General features: G+C 68.5%; 10 protein-coding genes. 5 read left to right on the top strand and 5 right to left on the bottom strand.

All coding sequences use genetic code 11. The features are described from left to right. Positions 1-38 precede the first annotated feature (38 nt). Positions 39-353: a hypothetical protein gene (locus ACM6LU_RS33465; protein ID WP_414941828.1), complete on the top strand. Its 315-nt coding sequence runs from the start codon at positions 39-41 to the stop codon at positions 351-353. Between the two features lie 91 nt (positions 354-444). Then, complete coding sequence (locus ACM6LU_RS33470; RefSeq protein WP_414941829.1) at positions 445-3,006, top strand: ABC transporter substrate-binding protein; 2,562 nt, start codon at positions 445-447, stop codon at positions 3,004-3,006. A gap of 349 nt (positions 3,007-3,355) precedes the next feature. Here ACM6LU_RS33470 and ACM6LU_RS33475 read toward each other — a convergent pair whose 3' ends face one another. Next, positions 3,356-4,324 (bottom strand): helix-turn-helix transcriptional regulator, encoded by a 969-nt coding sequence (locus ACM6LU_RS33475; protein WP_414941830.1) that lies wholly within the window; start codon positions 4,322-4,324, stop codon positions 3,356-3,358. A gap of 76 nt (positions 4,325-4,400) precedes the next feature. Here ACM6LU_RS33475 and ACM6LU_RS33480 point away from each other — a divergent pair, with 76 nt between their 5' ends. Then, positions 4,401-4,739: a YybH family protein gene (locus ACM6LU_RS33480; protein WP_414941903.1), complete on the top strand. Its 339-nt coding sequence runs from the start codon at positions 4,401-4,403 to the stop codon at positions 4,737-4,739. Continuing rightward, the gene (locus ACM6LU_RS33485; RefSeq protein WP_414941831.1) at positions 4,739-5,227 is read left to right on the top strand and encodes a DUF488 family protein; all 489 of its coding nucleotides are present in this window, start codon (positions 4,739-4,741) and stop codon (positions 5,225-5,227) included. The genes ACM6LU_RS33480 and ACM6LU_RS33485 overlap by 1 nt, the downstream gene beginning before the upstream one ends. A gap of 54 nt (positions 5,228-5,281) precedes the next feature. Here the strand turns inward: ACM6LU_RS33485 and ACM6LU_RS33490 are convergent, their stop codons facing one another. Both ACM6LU_RS33490 and ACM6LU_RS33495 read right to left on the bottom strand, forming a co-directional pair. After that, positions 5,282-6,199, bottom strand: coding sequence for a hypothetical protein (locus ACM6LU_RS33490; RefSeq protein ID WP_414941832.1), 918 nt, complete (start codon positions 6,197-6,199; stop codon positions 5,282-5,284). Positions 6,200-6,365: 166 nt separating this feature from the next. Beyond that, entirely contained in the window at positions 6,366-7,763 is a 1,398-nt protein-coding gene (locus ACM6LU_RS33495) for an amino acid permease (RefSeq protein WP_414941833.1), read from the bottom strand. Positions 7,764-8,314: 551 nt separating this feature from the next. Here ACM6LU_RS33495 and ACM6LU_RS33500 point away from each other — a divergent pair. Continuing rightward, positions 8,315-8,890 (top strand): sigma-70 family RNA polymerase sigma factor, encoded by a 576-nt coding sequence (locus tag ACM6LU_RS33500; protein ID WP_396565522.1) that lies wholly within the window; start codon positions 8,315-8,317, stop codon positions 8,888-8,890. Positions 8,891-8,901: 11 nt separating this feature from the next. Here ACM6LU_RS33500 and ACM6LU_RS33505 read toward each other — a convergent pair whose 3' ends face one another. Both ACM6LU_RS33505 and ACM6LU_RS33510 read right to left on the bottom strand, forming a co-directional pair. Then, positions 8,902-11,316, bottom strand: coding sequence for an NB-ARC domain-containing protein (locus ACM6LU_RS33505; RefSeq protein ID WP_414941834.1), 2,415 nt, complete (start codon positions 11,314-11,316; stop codon positions 8,902-8,904). A 75-nt stretch (positions 11,317-11,391) separates the two neighbouring features. Next, positions 11,392-14,688: a right-handed parallel beta-helix repeat-containing protein gene (locus ACM6LU_RS33510; protein WP_414941835.1), complete on the bottom strand. Its 3,297-nt coding sequence runs from the start codon at positions 14,686-14,688 to the stop codon at positions 11,392-11,394. Positions 14,689-14,707 lie beyond the last annotated feature (19 nt).

Raw genomic sequence — 14,707 nt, forward strand, 5'->3', positions numbered from 1 at the left:
GGTTTCTCCCCACTGTCGAATTCCCATGACGAACGGTAATGAGCGCCGATGAAATATCGATGAAATGCCAGGCCCCGCTGAATGTGTCATCGAAATTCCAGAGTGGCCATGCCGGGCTTCGTGACGCACATTCCGGTGGCTACGGGAGGGCTCATACGGGATGGGGTGTCGACGCGATCATCGAGCCGGTGGTGGGCATCGCGACCAAGTTCCTGGCGGAGACATCGGACCCTGCTGAGCAACGCGGAGGCGACCGCGAAGTCGCACCAGAGTTGAGCCTCCGCCGCGACGGCGGTCTCGTGCCGGCGTTCCGGGCGATGCGTAGTCAGCCCATCGTGGCTCTGCGGCGCTAGCCGGCCGCGAGGTGTCAGGTTTCTCGATCGGGTAACCGGCGGCTGTTTACGGTTCGTTCACCAGTGAATCGACGCCTCGGAGGTTCGTCCCTTGCCGGAGAGGTCTGACACGGCGGCCACGCTCACCCATCAGGCGGCCAGACTCGGTGAGTCGGATCCGGCGCGCGCCCGCGAACTGCTGGGCGCCGCGCTCGCGAACGATTACGACTACGAGCCCGCCTGGCGCTGGCTCGCCGAGCTGGTCACCGACGACGGCGAGCGGCGGTTCTGCCTCGACCGTGCCTACGCGATCAAGGTCGATGCGGCGACCGCCCGTGCCCGCAAGGCGCTGGCGGCCGTGCCGTCGACGCCACCCGCCGAAGTCGCCGACCTGATCGACCCGCCGCCGCCCGCCACGGCCACGGCCGTGCCCGGCCGCCCTCGAAAGACGCGGTGGGTCGCGGTGGGCGTGGCCGTGGCCGTCCTGCTCTCGGTGCTCGGGATGTGGGCGGCGTCGGGGGACGAGCGGGGCGAGCCGGTCCACGTGGCGCTCGTGGCGGGGATGACCGGTGACAACGCGGTGGCCGCGTCGCAGATGGAACGCGCGGTACGGATGCACCTCGACACGGTGAACGCCGAGGGCGGTGTCCACGGGCACCCGGTGGAACTGCTCGTTTACGACGACGAGGACACCGTGGCCGCGGCTGTCGGCATCGCCCAGCGGATCGTCCGCGAGAACAAGGTGATGTACGTGATCGGGCACGCCGGCAGCGACACCACGCTCGCGGCGGCACCGATCTACCAGCGGGCCAGGATCCCGGCCATCACCCCGTCGGCGGGCGCGTCGATGATCACCGACGGCAGCGACTGGTACTTCCGCAGCATGTTCGGCGACCGGACGCAGAGCGACTTCCTCTCCGTCTACATCTCGCGTGTCCTGGGTTCGGCCACCGCGGCCGTCGTCCATGAGGAGGACGAGGACGGCCGGTCCGGCCGGGAGACGTTCCTGGAGTCGTTCGGCGAGTTCGGCCGCGTGACCGCCGATCTGCCGATCGCCATGGGCCCGGGAGCACACGCGGCGTCGGTCCAGGCCGCGGTCACCGAGCTCGGGACACACGACCCGCGTGAGCCGATCCTGCTCGCCGTCAAGAAGAAGAGCGGCCTGGAGCTGATCGAGGGGCTGCGTTCGGCAGGTGTCACGGCGCCCATCGTCGGTGTCTCGGCGCTGAGCTCGCGGGCCTTCCACGCCTCACTGGTCGACGCCGAACGGAAGCGGAGCCTGCCGGGCTCGCTCACCGGGGACCTGTTCATGGGGACGCCGATGGCCCACGACTCGCTGTCCGGGACCGCCCAAGTCTGGGCCGACGCCTACGAGCGGCGCTACGGGGAACGTCCGCAGTGGCAGGCCGCGACGGCCCGGCAGGCCGTCAACGTCGGCCTGCACGCGATGCGGGCCGGAGGTCTCGACTTCGGTGAGGACCACCTCGGACAGGACCGCGAACGGGTGCGCGACACGATGGCGTCGTTGAAGGACAAGAAGAACTCCTTCCCGGCACTACTGGGGCCGCTGTACTTCACCGCGAACGGGTCGGCGCAGATGGCGGTGTCCGTAGTGACCAGTGACGGGGCCCGGTTCGTCTCGGCGCCGACCCAGTTCACGATCCACGAGCCGCTGACCGAGGAAGCCCTGAGGGCCGATGTGGCGGACGGGAACGTCATCGCGGTCAAGAACCGGTACCTCAGCCGCCGTCAGGTCGTGGCCACCGGGATCAACATCAACGAGATCCGCGAACTGGACACCGCGGCGGGCACCTACTTCGTCGACTTCTTCGTCTGGTTGAAGTACACCGGCGACCACGTCGCGGCCGACGTGCAGTTCGTCAACGCGGTCCGCCCCGATCTGACGCTCGGGGAGCCGCTGCGCGACGTCACCAAGAATGGGCACACCTACCGCCTCTACCGGGTGGCCGACCGGTTCAAGAGCGCACTGGAGTTCCGTGACTTCCCGTTCGACCGTCAGCGGCTCACCGTGCTGCTGCAGAACCGGACCCAGACCGCCGACCAGGTGTCGTACGTGACCGACAAGGAGATCCTCGACCAGGACCCCCGGGTCTACCTGCGCAGCGGCGCCGACGCCACCGCCGACATCAACCAGGTGCCGAACTGGGTCGCCTCGTCGGTCCGGTTCTACCGGCAGACCGTCGGCAGCAGCGACGCCCTTGGCGACGGCCAGGCCACCGGGACCACGACCGGTATCCACTACAGCCAGTACGCGGGCGAGGTAGAGCTCAAGCGGGACACCCTGCCGTTCCTGATCAAGAACCTGCTGCCGCTGGTGCTGCTGATCGGCGTCACGTTCCTGTGCCTGTTCTTCAAACCGGACGACGACCGGGGCGCCGTGTCGATGGGCGTCACCGCGATATTGAGCACCGCGGTCCTGCTCAACAACGTGACCTCCCAGCTCCCTTCGGTCAGCTACATCGTGGCCTTGGAATGGGGCTACTACTCGTTCATCCTGCTCGCCGGCATCTGTGTCCTGATCACCATGGTGCGCAAACGCCTCGCCGTGACGAAACGCGACCACGCCGAACAAGTCCTGAGCAGAACCGCCCGTATCGGCTACCCCGTCTACCTTCTCGCGGTCGTGGCCTGGTTCGCGCTCGTCTACGCGTGAGACTCGACCCGTGCGGTCCTGTGGGCTTGACATTTCTGGTGCCTGCGAGGCCGAGTGGGGAAGATTTGGGACGTTGAATGTCCGAAATCCTCCCCGCTCGGGCGTGTGCCAGGGTTCTTGGGCATGTCCCTGAACCCCTGTCGATCAAGCTTCGCAACCGGTGTGACTCCGCGACGATGTAGGAGTTGGAACATTCAACGTCCGAATTCCTACATCGTCGGCAGCGACGACAACCGCCTGACCTGCAAGGAAGCCTTCACACGGTTGCTGAGGCTGCAGTCAGGTGTTCCGAGTCCGTACTCATCCACCCCAACCGCCTCCAACACTCACGACACCAGCTCGGGACTCGCTAGCCTCCGTAGCCGGTGGCGACCGCCGTGGCGCGGTCCCGCAGGGAGGTGCGCAACCAGTGCGGGGCAAGGGCTTCCGCGTTGGTGGCGAGCTGCCACAGTGCCCATTCGGCGTGTCTCGAGTCCTGGAAGGTCAGCTCCAGCCGTAGCCAGCCGTCCGCGTCGGCATCTTCGGCGAGGACGGCCAGCGCGGTGCCCACCAGGTCCTCCCGTCGCGCCGGGTTCACCCGCACCCGCACGGCGACCTGGTCGCCACCGGTCCGAAACCGCGTGCTGCGTTCCTGCCAGGCCCGGTCCAGGTTGACCAGGTCGGCTCGTTCGGCGGGTTCGGGGAGTTCCTCGGCGGCCGACACCCGGGACAGCCGGTAGGTGCGGTCCTCGCCGGACCTCGTGGCCAGCAGGTAGCCCTGCTCGCGGACGGTGACCAGGCCGATCGGGTCCACCGTGCGCCATTGCGGTTTCCCGCCCGTTGCCGCGTAGTGGATGCGCAGCTTGTGGCCGGCGAACACCGCGCGCCGGATCTCGGCCACGATCGCGTCGGGCACCTCCTCGACGGCCACTCGGCGCGCGAGGAGGTCGGTCTCCGGGTCGATGAGCAGGCGCTGGGCCGCGCCCGCCGCGGTGTCGCGATGGCCTTCGGGCAGCGCGTCGACCACCTTGAGCATGGCGGAAGCGAGCGCCGAGCCGAGTCCGAACACCTGCGCGCCGCGCCGCGATCCGGCGACCAGCAGGGCGAGTGCCTCGTCGTGGTTCAGCCCGGTGAGCTCTGTCTGGAAACCGGGCAGCAACGCGAAACCGCCGTGCCTGCCGCGTTCGGCGTAGACCGGGACCCCGGCCGCGGACAGCGCCTCGATGTCCCGCAGCACGGTGCGGGTGGACACCTCCAGCTCGCGGGCCAGCGTGGCCGCGGACAACCGGCCGCGGTGGCGCAGCAGCAACACCAGCGAGACCAACCGGTCGGCGCGCATGCCGAAAACTCTAGCGGAATACACGACACAGGATGTCGTGATTCGCTGAGAGGCTCCTCCCATGACAAGCAAGACCGTGGCCACTGAGCCGAACGACCTGGGCAAGTACTTCATCGAACGTGGCAACGCGGGCGATGTCGAGGGGCTGGTGGCGTTGTACGAGCCGGACGCCGTGCTGGCGTTCCCGCCGGGCTCGCTCGCGACAGGACACGCGGAGATCCGCAAAGTGTACGAGCAGTTCGTGGCGGCCGCGCCGGTGCTCGAGCCGGGCAGGCAGCATCCGGCGCTGGTGGCCGGCGACCTGGCGCTCACGGTGGTCACGCTGACCACCGGTGAGCTGACCGTCGAGATCGCCCGTCGCCAGCCGGACGGTTCGTGGCTCTGGGTGCTGGACCAGCCGATGCTCGTGCCGTAGTGGAGCGGCGGTTCGCGACGATCGGCGTCTACGGCTTCACGGCAGGCGCTTTCGTCGAGAGGCTCGTCGGCGAGGGCGTGGGGTTGCTGCTCGACCTCCGCCAGCGCCGCGGCGTCCGGGGCCCTGACTACTCCTGGGCGAACTCGGTGCGGCTCCAAAGCGCGCTCGCCGCGGCGGACATCGGCTACCGGCACGTGAAGGAACTCGCGCCGACGACCGAGCTACGCCGGCTCCAGTATCGCGAGGACGACCGCCAGGGCGTGGGCAAGCGCGACCGTGTCGCGCTGGCGCCCGAGTACGCCGAGCGCTACACCCGGGAGATTCTCGACCCGTTCGATCTCGGCGCGCTGGTGGCGGGGATTTCCGGCGACTCGGTGACCGTGCTCCTCTGTGTCGAGCGTGATCCGGAGGCATGCCACCGTTCGCTCGTGGCCGCTCGCGTCCGCGCCGAACAGCGTTCGCCGGTCACGGACCTCCGCCCTCACTGAGATCGGATCGCACCCGCCCGTTCTTCCTGGCGGGTGCGATCCGAGGAATTCTCGTCAGGTCGAGCAGTTCTTGGCCGAACCCGTGTTCACCTTGGCCCCGGTGAACTCCTCGAGTATCGCGATGTTTTCCGGGGCGTAGTTCTTGGCGACGATCTTGTCCACGTCCGGGCTGCCGAGTTTGCCGGCATAAGACGCGGATTGATCGAGCCAATACGCCGCACGGAGAAACTCGACGAGTACCAGTTCACGCAGTTCGGGCTGAGCCTTGGCCTTGGCCCAGTAGGCGGGATATTTGGCTTTGGCGACGCGCAGGTAGAGCAGAAGGTACCGAATATTCGTGGCGACGATGTCCCTGGAGTTGCTGGCTCCCACGCCTTGGATGTACTCGGCGACCACCGTCGCCGCGGGCAGTCCCATGAGTCCCGCGTTGAGTTCCGCCATGACGCCCTGCATGCGATACGACCCTTGCTGCTGGTCTCGCAGGTAGATGCCGTCCATCGAGTCGGTGAGCTTGTCCGTGATCAGCGGCAGTATTTCGCGCCGGGCGAATCCACCGTGGAGTGGTACCTTCATCGCCTTGCGGGAATTGTTGATCCACGCGGACATGTACACGTCCCAAGAGGTTCTCGAGGGATCCAGATCCCACATATGGGTCTCTTCGTGGATCGCCACCATCAGGGATTCGGCGAGCCCGTTGAAGCTGGTCTTGGTGACGAACTGGCTGAAATACTTGTCCTTCGCTTGAGCGATCGCCAGGCCCTCGCCGCTGGGCCACCGCCGCTTGTACACGGCCTGGATCGTCTGCAACCACTTCGAAGACTGGAAACCGGCTTTGATGTCACTGACATCGGCCTTCGGCTGCACGGGCTCTTCGTAGCAGAAGGGGGCACGTACGCCGGTCGTACCGACGTCTTGAGCCGCGGCGGTCGCCGGAATCGAGGTGAGGGACAGAGCGAGGCATACGGTCAGCACGGAAATGGGATATTTTCGACGCATAAGGACCTCGGTTCACGGTAGGGATTTTCCGTGGGTCAGGTCGGCAGTGTCCCCTACTCCGCACCGTTACTTCAATGATCTCGCTCCGACTGCGGCTGTACAGGCTAGGAATTATGGCGGCGAACGGGCGAGCCGGTGATCCTCAGCTTCGCGCCAATCGGGACCTGCGCATGCCGTACCCGAAGTAGATCAGCAGTCCGAGCGCCATCCAGCCGCCGAAGACGACCCAGGTGGCGCCGTCGAGGCTGAGCATCATGTAACCGCAGCACAGCACCCCGAGGATCGGCGTGACGGGGGAGAACGGCACGCGGAACGAGCGCGGCGCCTCCGGTTCCCGTCGCCGCAACAGTAGGACGGCGACGTTCACCAACCCGAAGGCGAAGAGCGTGCCGATGCTGGTGGCGTCGGCCAGCTTCCCGAGCGGGATGAACGCGGCCAGTGTCGCGACGAAACCGGAGACAACCAAGGTGTTGATCCGCGGCGAGCCGGTCTTGGGGTCCACTTTGGACAACGCGGCCGGCACCAGGCCGTCGCGGGACATCGAGAACAGGATGCGGGTCTGTCCGTAGAGGACGGTCAGTACGACGCTGGAGATCGCGACGATCGCGCCGACGGCGAGCAGCGCGGCCCACAGCGGGTTGTCGGACACGGCGCCGAGCACGTGCGAGAGCGCGGCTTCCTGGCCGTCGAACTGCTGCCACGGCAGCGCGCCGACCGCGGCCACGGCGACAAGGCAGTACAACACGGTGACGATGGCGAGCGAGAGCAGGATCGCCCTCGGCAGGTCGCGCTGAGGGTTTTTCGCCTCCTCGCCCGCCGTCGACGCCGCGTCGAAGCCGATGTAGGAGAAGAACAGTTTGGCGCCACCGGCACTGAGCCCCGCCAGGCCGAGCGGCAGGAACGGGGTGAAGTTCGCCGCCCGCACGGCGGAGAACGCGATCGCGCAGAACAGTACCAGCGTGCCGATCTTGACCACGACCATGATGGTGTTGACCCGCGCGCTCTCCTTCGCGCCGGACAGCAACAGGACCATGGCGAGCAGCACGACGACGATGGCCGGGACATTGACGATCCCGCCCGAGCCCGGTGGCCGGCTCAGCGCGTCCGGGATGGCGACCCCGAGGGTCAGCCGCAGCAGCTCGTTGACGTACTGCCCCCAGCCGACGGCCACCGACGCCACGGAGACGCCGTACTCGAGCACCAGGCACCAGCCGCAGACCCACGCGACCAGCTCGCCGAGAGTGGCGTAAGTGTACGAATAGGACGAACCCGACAACGGGATCATGCCGGCGAGTTCGGCGTAAGAGAGCGCGGAGAACAGCGCGGTGATACCGGCGAGCGCGAACGACAGCACGACCGCGGGACCTGCGACGGGCACCGCTTCGCCGAGTACGACGAAGATCCCGCTGCCCAGCGTCGCGCCGATGCTGAGCGTGGTCAGCTGCCCGAGGGTGAGGGTTCGCTTCAGCGTGCCATGATCACTCTCGGTGATCAGGTCGGCGACCGGTTTCCGCCGCACCATCGCGGCTCGCAGATTCATGCCGACGACCGTATCTGCCGCCTCCAGCGTGCTGAACACGAGATCGTTGCGTCGTTAGCTGAATTACAGATGATCAGGCGGCGATCTCGCGTGATCAGGCGGCGATCTCGCGTGATCAGGCGGCGATCTCGCGTGTCCAGGCACATGTGTCACGCCTTGGACGCGCTCACCGCAGCCCGGAAAGGAACTCCGCGACTCTCCGGAGGCGCGACGGCCTGGGACCGGGATCGGCCGTCCGCAGCACCTACGGTCCCTCGTTCCCTGCGGGACGGCGCACTGCGGACCGTGCTCCCTGGCTTCGATCTTGGTGTCCACGTGGAACGGCGGTCAAGCGAAAGCCGTTGGCATCGAAGGGAAAGTGACCGGAATACCACGGTATTCCCGGCGGGCGTGGTTCGAGGGGACAGTGATCTCTGTGCGAACAGGCAGTCGTCGTGCCGGACCGGAAGAACGCCCCGGTCGTCACTTCTGCCGGTTCTTCCTCATGGTCGCCGAGGGGGTCCGAAGGTGGAATTGAGCCCATCGAAGCCGTCGATCACCGGGAGGTCAGCGTGGCGAGCAACCGTGTCACCGGGGTGACCGCACTGGCGGGCCGGGCACCGTCGCCGTCCGACGGCAACGCCTTCCTCGCGTCCTTGCACGCGGAGCACCGCGAGCACCTGCTGCGGTTCACCCGCCGCCTGCTGCCCACCGACCCGCACCGGGCCGAGGACGTCGTGCAGGAATGCCTGTTCCGTGCCTGGCGGAACAGCGAGACCCTCGCCGGGAAGGGAAGTTCGGTCCGAGGCTGGCTTTTCACGGTGGCCCGCAACCTCATCGTCGACTGGTCCCGCCGCGACAACGCCCGCCCGGTCGTGTTCGGCGACGACGACTTCGATCTGCTGCCGGGCGGTACCGACTTCGCCGACGAGGTCGTGGAACGGTGCGTCCTCGAAGAAGGACTGGCCCAGCTGACGCCGACGCAGCGGGAAGCCCTCGAACAGATCTACCGGCACGACCGCACCCGGCAACGCGCGGCCGTGAGTATCGGGGTGCCGGTCGGCACGGTCAAATCGCGGGTGCACCACGCGCGGATCGCGATGACGGAGGTGCTGGCCTGCAACGGGGTCACGGCCGCGGGCTGGTGACCCGCCCGGTCTCAGGCCGATTCCCGGACGGCGACGCCGAGCGTGCCAGCCAGTTTCCGGGCCATGCTCCTGGCGAGAGGGGTCTCGTACCGGGCGCATTCGGCGAGGGCACGCACCCGGTGCCGCCGGGCTTCCTCCGGTTCGCCGACGGCGTCGGCGATCTCGGCCAGCTCGACCATGATCTCGATCTTCGTTTCGGACTGGCGTTCTTCGGCGAGGGCGGACCGCAGTTGTTCTTCGGCTTCCCTCAGCCGTCCGGCCCTGGACAGCACCCGCCCGCGCAGGTGCTGCGTCCGCGCCACCCCGAACATCGCGTCGTGCTCGCGGAACAACGACTCGGCCTCCGCGAGCAGTTCCAGCGCGGTGGCGACGTCCCCGCTCGCCGCCAGGCTGTCGGCGAGTCTGGTCAGGACCATGGACAGCAGTTCGTCGTTGCCCGGCGCGGTGGCCGAACCCCGGTAGTAGGCCACGCTCCGCCGTTGCACGGCCACGGCTTCGTCGAACTCGCCGAGGGTGTGCAACATGCCGCCCAGCAAGGACAACGCGAGATGGTGACCGTTCGGATAACCGGCATGTTCGAACAGCTCCACCGCCCGCCTGCTGATTCGCGCGGCCTCACGGGGCGAACCGAGGCGCCGGGTGATGGCCGACCCGTAGTACAGCGACCACGCCTCCGTCACGACGTCTCCCGCGTCACCCGCCGCCACCACCGCGAGCTTGTGCGCGGCCAGTGCTTCACGCGGTTCCCCGCAAAGCGCGTAGAGCGCCCATGACACGTAGTTCAGCTGCTCGGCCGCGGATTTGACGTCACCCAAGGCCCGCGCCGCCGCCGCGCCTCCCCGGAACACCTCGAGCCACAGATCGCCGGTACCGCGCAGATCCGAGTACCAGTGCATCGCCTCGGCCAGATCGAGGACGCGGCGGTGTTCACCCCGACCCACGGCCGCGCGCAGGGCGCCGCGCCAGTGCGTCTGCTCCCGCGCCAGCCACCGGGCCGCGGAATCCCGGTCGTGCACGGGATCGGGCCCGTCGACGGCGGCCGTCACCTCCGGCCGGTCGTGGTCGAAGAACTGCGCGGCCTTCGTCGCCACCGTCAGCAGCCACTTCCGGACGCGCTCACCGGCGGCGTGCACGTCCTCGGCCCGTTCGGCGGTTTCGAGCCGCTCCATGGCGTAGACGCGCAGCAGGTCGTGGCTGGTGTAGCGGCCGGGTGTGCCGCTGAAACCGAGAAGGCTGGCTTCGGCCAGTTTCTCCAGCGCCGCTTCGACCTCGTCCGCCGGTTGCCCGGAGGCCACCGCGGCGAGTTCGACGGAGGTGTCCGAACCGGGCACCAGCGCCAGCAGACGGAACACCTTCGCGACGTCGGGAGTCAAGTGGCGGTAGGAAAGTTCGAAGGCGGCGCGGACCTGGAGGTCGCCTGCGGTGAGCACGGACAGCCGCCGCCGTTCGTTCTCCAGCTGGTCGGCGAGATGCGCGATCGTCCACTGAGGACGGCTGGCCAGCCGGTTTCCCGCGATGAGCAACGCGAGCGGCACGCCGCCGCAGAGCTTCGCCACCCGCCGCGCCGCGTCCGGTTCGCCGGTCAGCCGTCGCTTCCCGGCGATCACGCCGAGCAGTTCCGCAGACTCGTCTCCCGACAGTGAACCGAGCGAGATCCGGTGCCGCGCGTCCAGTCCGGCGAGGGTGTTCCGGCTCGTCACCAGCACCATGGAGCCGGGACTGGTGGTCAGCAGCGGCCGCACCTGGGCCTCGTTGGCGGCGTTGTCGAGGATGAGCAGCACCTCGCGGTCGCGCACCAGGGAGCGATAGAGGGCCAGCCGGTCTTCGGGATCGTTGGGGAGCCCGCGTTCGTCCACGCCGAATCCGCGCAGGAGCCGGTGCACGGCGCGTTCCGGGCTGAGCGGCTGGAGATCCATGCCGCGCAGGTCGAGGAACAGGCAGCCGTCGCCGAAATGCCGGGCGAGCCGATGCCCGGCGTCCACGGCGAGCGCGGTCTTGCCCGCGCCCGGCAGGCCGTGGATCACCGCGACCTGCAGGCGTGCCGAGGATCCGGCGTCCCGCGCGACGTCGTCGAGGATCCGCTGTTCGGCTTCCCGTCCGGTCAGTTCGGTGAGGTCGGGCGGGAGGGCGGCGACAAAGGACCTCGGCGCTTCGGGTTCGCTCTCCGGTGCCGGGGTCTCCGACGGCGCGGGCGACCGGCGTCCGGATCGGGCCAGATCGCCGAAGTCACCGGCTTCCTTGCCCGCCAGGCCGAGTCCTTCGATAAGCAGTTCCGCGGTACGCCGCTGAGGACTTCGGACGCGTCCGCGTTCCATGTCGCTGATGCTGCGCACGCTGATCCCGGTCCGCTCCGCGAGCTTTTCCTGGGTCATGGGGATGCGCAGCCGGTAGAAGCGCAGGAAGTCACCGAACGCGGTCGTAGCCACGCAGTAGAGCCCCTTTCAGCGACGCCGTGCCGATGGCGGCCATCCTGCCATGGCGCGGCGTCGCCGAAAGAGGGGTCAGGGGAGGTCGGCGGGGGACAACAGCCGCAGGTCGGCGACGGTGGGGGCACCCGTGGTGCTGAGCCGCCCGGCCTGACGGGTCATCATGATCTCCATCACTTGACGGGCGTAACGGGCGTTGCCGAACGCTTCGCCGCGTTCCACGTCCGCGAAATGCCGCCGCAGCGCGATGACCGTCTCCGGGGCGCACTCGTAACCGTTGGTCGTCGCCATCCGGTGCACGATGGTCACCAGGTCGTCGGTGCTGTAGTTCTCGAACTCGATGTGCCGGGAGAACCGGGAGGCGAGACCGGTGTTGGAGGAGAGGAACTTCCGCATCTCCGCGGAGTAACCGGCGACGATGACCACCGTGTCGTCCCGATGGTCTTCCATCAGTTTGACCAGGGTGTCCACGGCTTCCTGCCCGAAGTCACCGCCCGTGGCGCCTTCCGGTGTGAGGGCGTACGCCTCGTCGATGAACAGCACGCCACCACGCGCGCTTTCGAACGCCTCCCTGGTCAGGTGCGCGGTGTGCCCGACGTAGCGACCGACGAGGTCGGCCCGCGCGACCTCGACCAGATGACCTTTGCGCAGCACGCCCAGCGCGGCGAGCAGTTCGCCGTAGAGCCTCGCCACGGTGGTCTTGCCGGTACCGGGTGCCCCGGCGAACACCAGGTGATTGCTGATCGCGGGGACCGGCAGACCGGCCTGACGCCGCTGCCGGGCGGTCGCGATCAGGTTCACCAGATCGTTGATCGCGTCCTTCACCCCGGCCAGGCCGATCATCGAGTCCAGCCGCGTCCGCAACGCCGTCAGCGCGCCGTCGTCACCGGCCCCCGCGCCGGCCGCCACACCACCGGGCACGTCGGCGGGGAGCAGGAGCGACAGGCTCTGGTCGTCCGCGTCCTCTTCGCTCGCGAGACGGAACGCCTGCAGGTCCACCATCTCCTCGAACACCTTGCGCGCGGCCCGCCCGTTGCCGAAGTCGTCACCGCGTTCCATCCGTCCGAAGTGGACGGACAGGGCGTTCCTGGTGTCCTCGGGTACCTGGTACTGGTGTGCGGTGCACATGCGCTCGACGATCGTCACCAGTTCGTCGGTGGCGTAGTTCTCGAACTCGATGGTCCGGGTGAACCGGGACGCGAGGCCGGGGTTGGACTGCAGGAACGCGGTCATCTCCGGCGAGTAGCCCGCGGCGACCACCACGAGGTCGTCACGGTGGTCCTCCATCAGCTTGACCAGGGTGTCGACGGCTTCCCTGCCGAAGTCCGGCCCGCTGCCCTTGCTCTGCGCCGTCAGGGTGTACGCCTCGTCGATGAACAGCACACCGCCCAGCGCTTTGGTGAAGGTCTCGGTGGTCTTGATCGCCGTCCCGCCGACGATCTGGGCGACCAGGTCGGCCCTGGCGACCTCGACCAGGTGGCCGTCGCGCAGCACGCCGAGTTCGGCGAGGATGCTGCCGTAGAGCCGGGCGACGGTCGTCTTCCCGGTACCGGGCGGTCCGGCGAAGATGAGATGCCTGCTGGTCGGCGGCGCGACGAGGCCGGCCTGCTCGCGTCGGCGAGCCATCTTGTTGAGGTTCACCAGCGTCTTCACCTGATGTTTGACGCCACTGAGGCCGACAAGGGCCTCCAGTTTCGCGAGCGGCGCGTCCTCGTCTTCCGCCTGCCGCGGTGCCGCGTCCGTCGCGCCGGTGTCCGCGACCTCCACCGTGCTCGCCGTGCCGCCGTCGGTGTCCGGGCCGCCGTTGCCGTTGCTGGTCAGGTTCTCCACCGACAGCCGGGCGCTGGGCACGGTGACCCGCAGGCCGCCCCCGGTGTTGTCGGACGCGGTGCAGTCCACCAAGCTCACCGCGTCGGACGACTCGATCCGCACGCCGTCGCGGCGGTTGCCGCTGACGTCGTCGGCCGTCAGCTTCGCCCGCGCGCCGGCGTCCACCCGCACACCGTGGCCACGGGAGCGCCGGACCGTGGACCGGGACAGCGTCAGTTCGCCGCCGTCGTGCACCACTACTCCGTCTTCGCCCGCTTCGACGATCTCGCAGTCCCGGAGCGAGCCGACGCCGCCCGGTCCGATCAGGACACCGGACTGTCCCGGCTGGAACACCCGGAGTGTGCTGATGTAAGGACTTCCGCCCTCGGAGACGCTCAGACCGGCCTTCTTGGCGTCGCGGACCTCGCAGTCCTCCAGCCTGCCGCGGCCGTTCCCCGTGACCTCGATGCCGTTGCCGCGGCAGCCGTTCAGCGTCGCCCGGCGAAGAAGCGGGTTGGCCGCCGCCTCCACCAGCACGCCGTCGCCCGCGACGTCATGGACCTCCAGCCGGTCGAACTCGGCCGTCGCGCCGTCGGTGAGCAGCAGGCCCGCCGACGAGCCGCCGCGGACGGCCGTGCGATGGAACGAGGGGCCGCTCGCTTCGTCGACATGGATGCCCGCGCCGGTCGCGTCGGCGACCTCGCAGTCCTCGAAGGTGCCGCGGGATCGTCCGGTGACCCGGACCCCGACACCGCCGGTCTTGGCCGTGCGGCAGCGGCGCAGCAGGGGGTCGGCGCCGTCGGCGACGGTGATCCCGTCGCCGGTGGTGTTGGTGACGCGGCATTCTTCGAGCACCGGTGAGGAATGGGTGCTGACGAAGACACCGCTCGTGCTGTCCCGGACGGTGGTGTCGAGCACCTTCGTCGCACTGTCCTCTTCGAGGGCGATCCCCGGCCGCTCGGTGGCGGAGATGTCGCAGTGCTGGATGGTGCCCTGTGCCTGTCCGTTCGCGCAGACGCCGTTGCCCTTGGCGTGCCTCAGGGTGCAGTCGCGGACCGTCGGGTTGCCGCGTTCGGCGATCACCACGGCGGACGTCTGGACGTGTTCGACGACGCAGTCCTCGATCGTGCTGGGAGCGGGTGAGGTGACCACGATCCCCGCGCCGGCGGGGTTGGTCACCCGGCAGCCGCGCATCGCCAGCGAGCCCGAATTGCGGGCCAGCACGGCGGTCCAGGCGGCGCCGATGATCTCGCAGTCCTCCACCGCGGCCTGGCCACGCGCGACGTCGACGGCGGGCAGTTCCTCGTGCTGACCACGCAGCACCAGACCGGTGAGTTTCACCGCTTCGGCGGCGAGTTGCAGCACGCTGCCGTTGCGCGCCACGATCTCCACACTGCCGCGCACGTCACTGGCCGCGATGGTGACCACCTTCGTCACCACCAGCGCTTCGTCGTAGCGGCCGGGAAGCACGGAGATCACCGTGCCGTTGCGCGCGTCCTGCAGCGCGGCCGAAATGGTGCGATACCCCTGATCGCGGTCCACCGTGAGCACGTGCCGTGACACGAGCGCTCCCCTCGTCGTT

It is taken from the genome of Amycolatopsis sp. cmx-11-51, from assembly GCF_047608665.1.
GTDB lineage: Bacteria > Actinomycetota > Actinomycetes > Mycobacteriales > Pseudonocardiaceae > Amycolatopsis.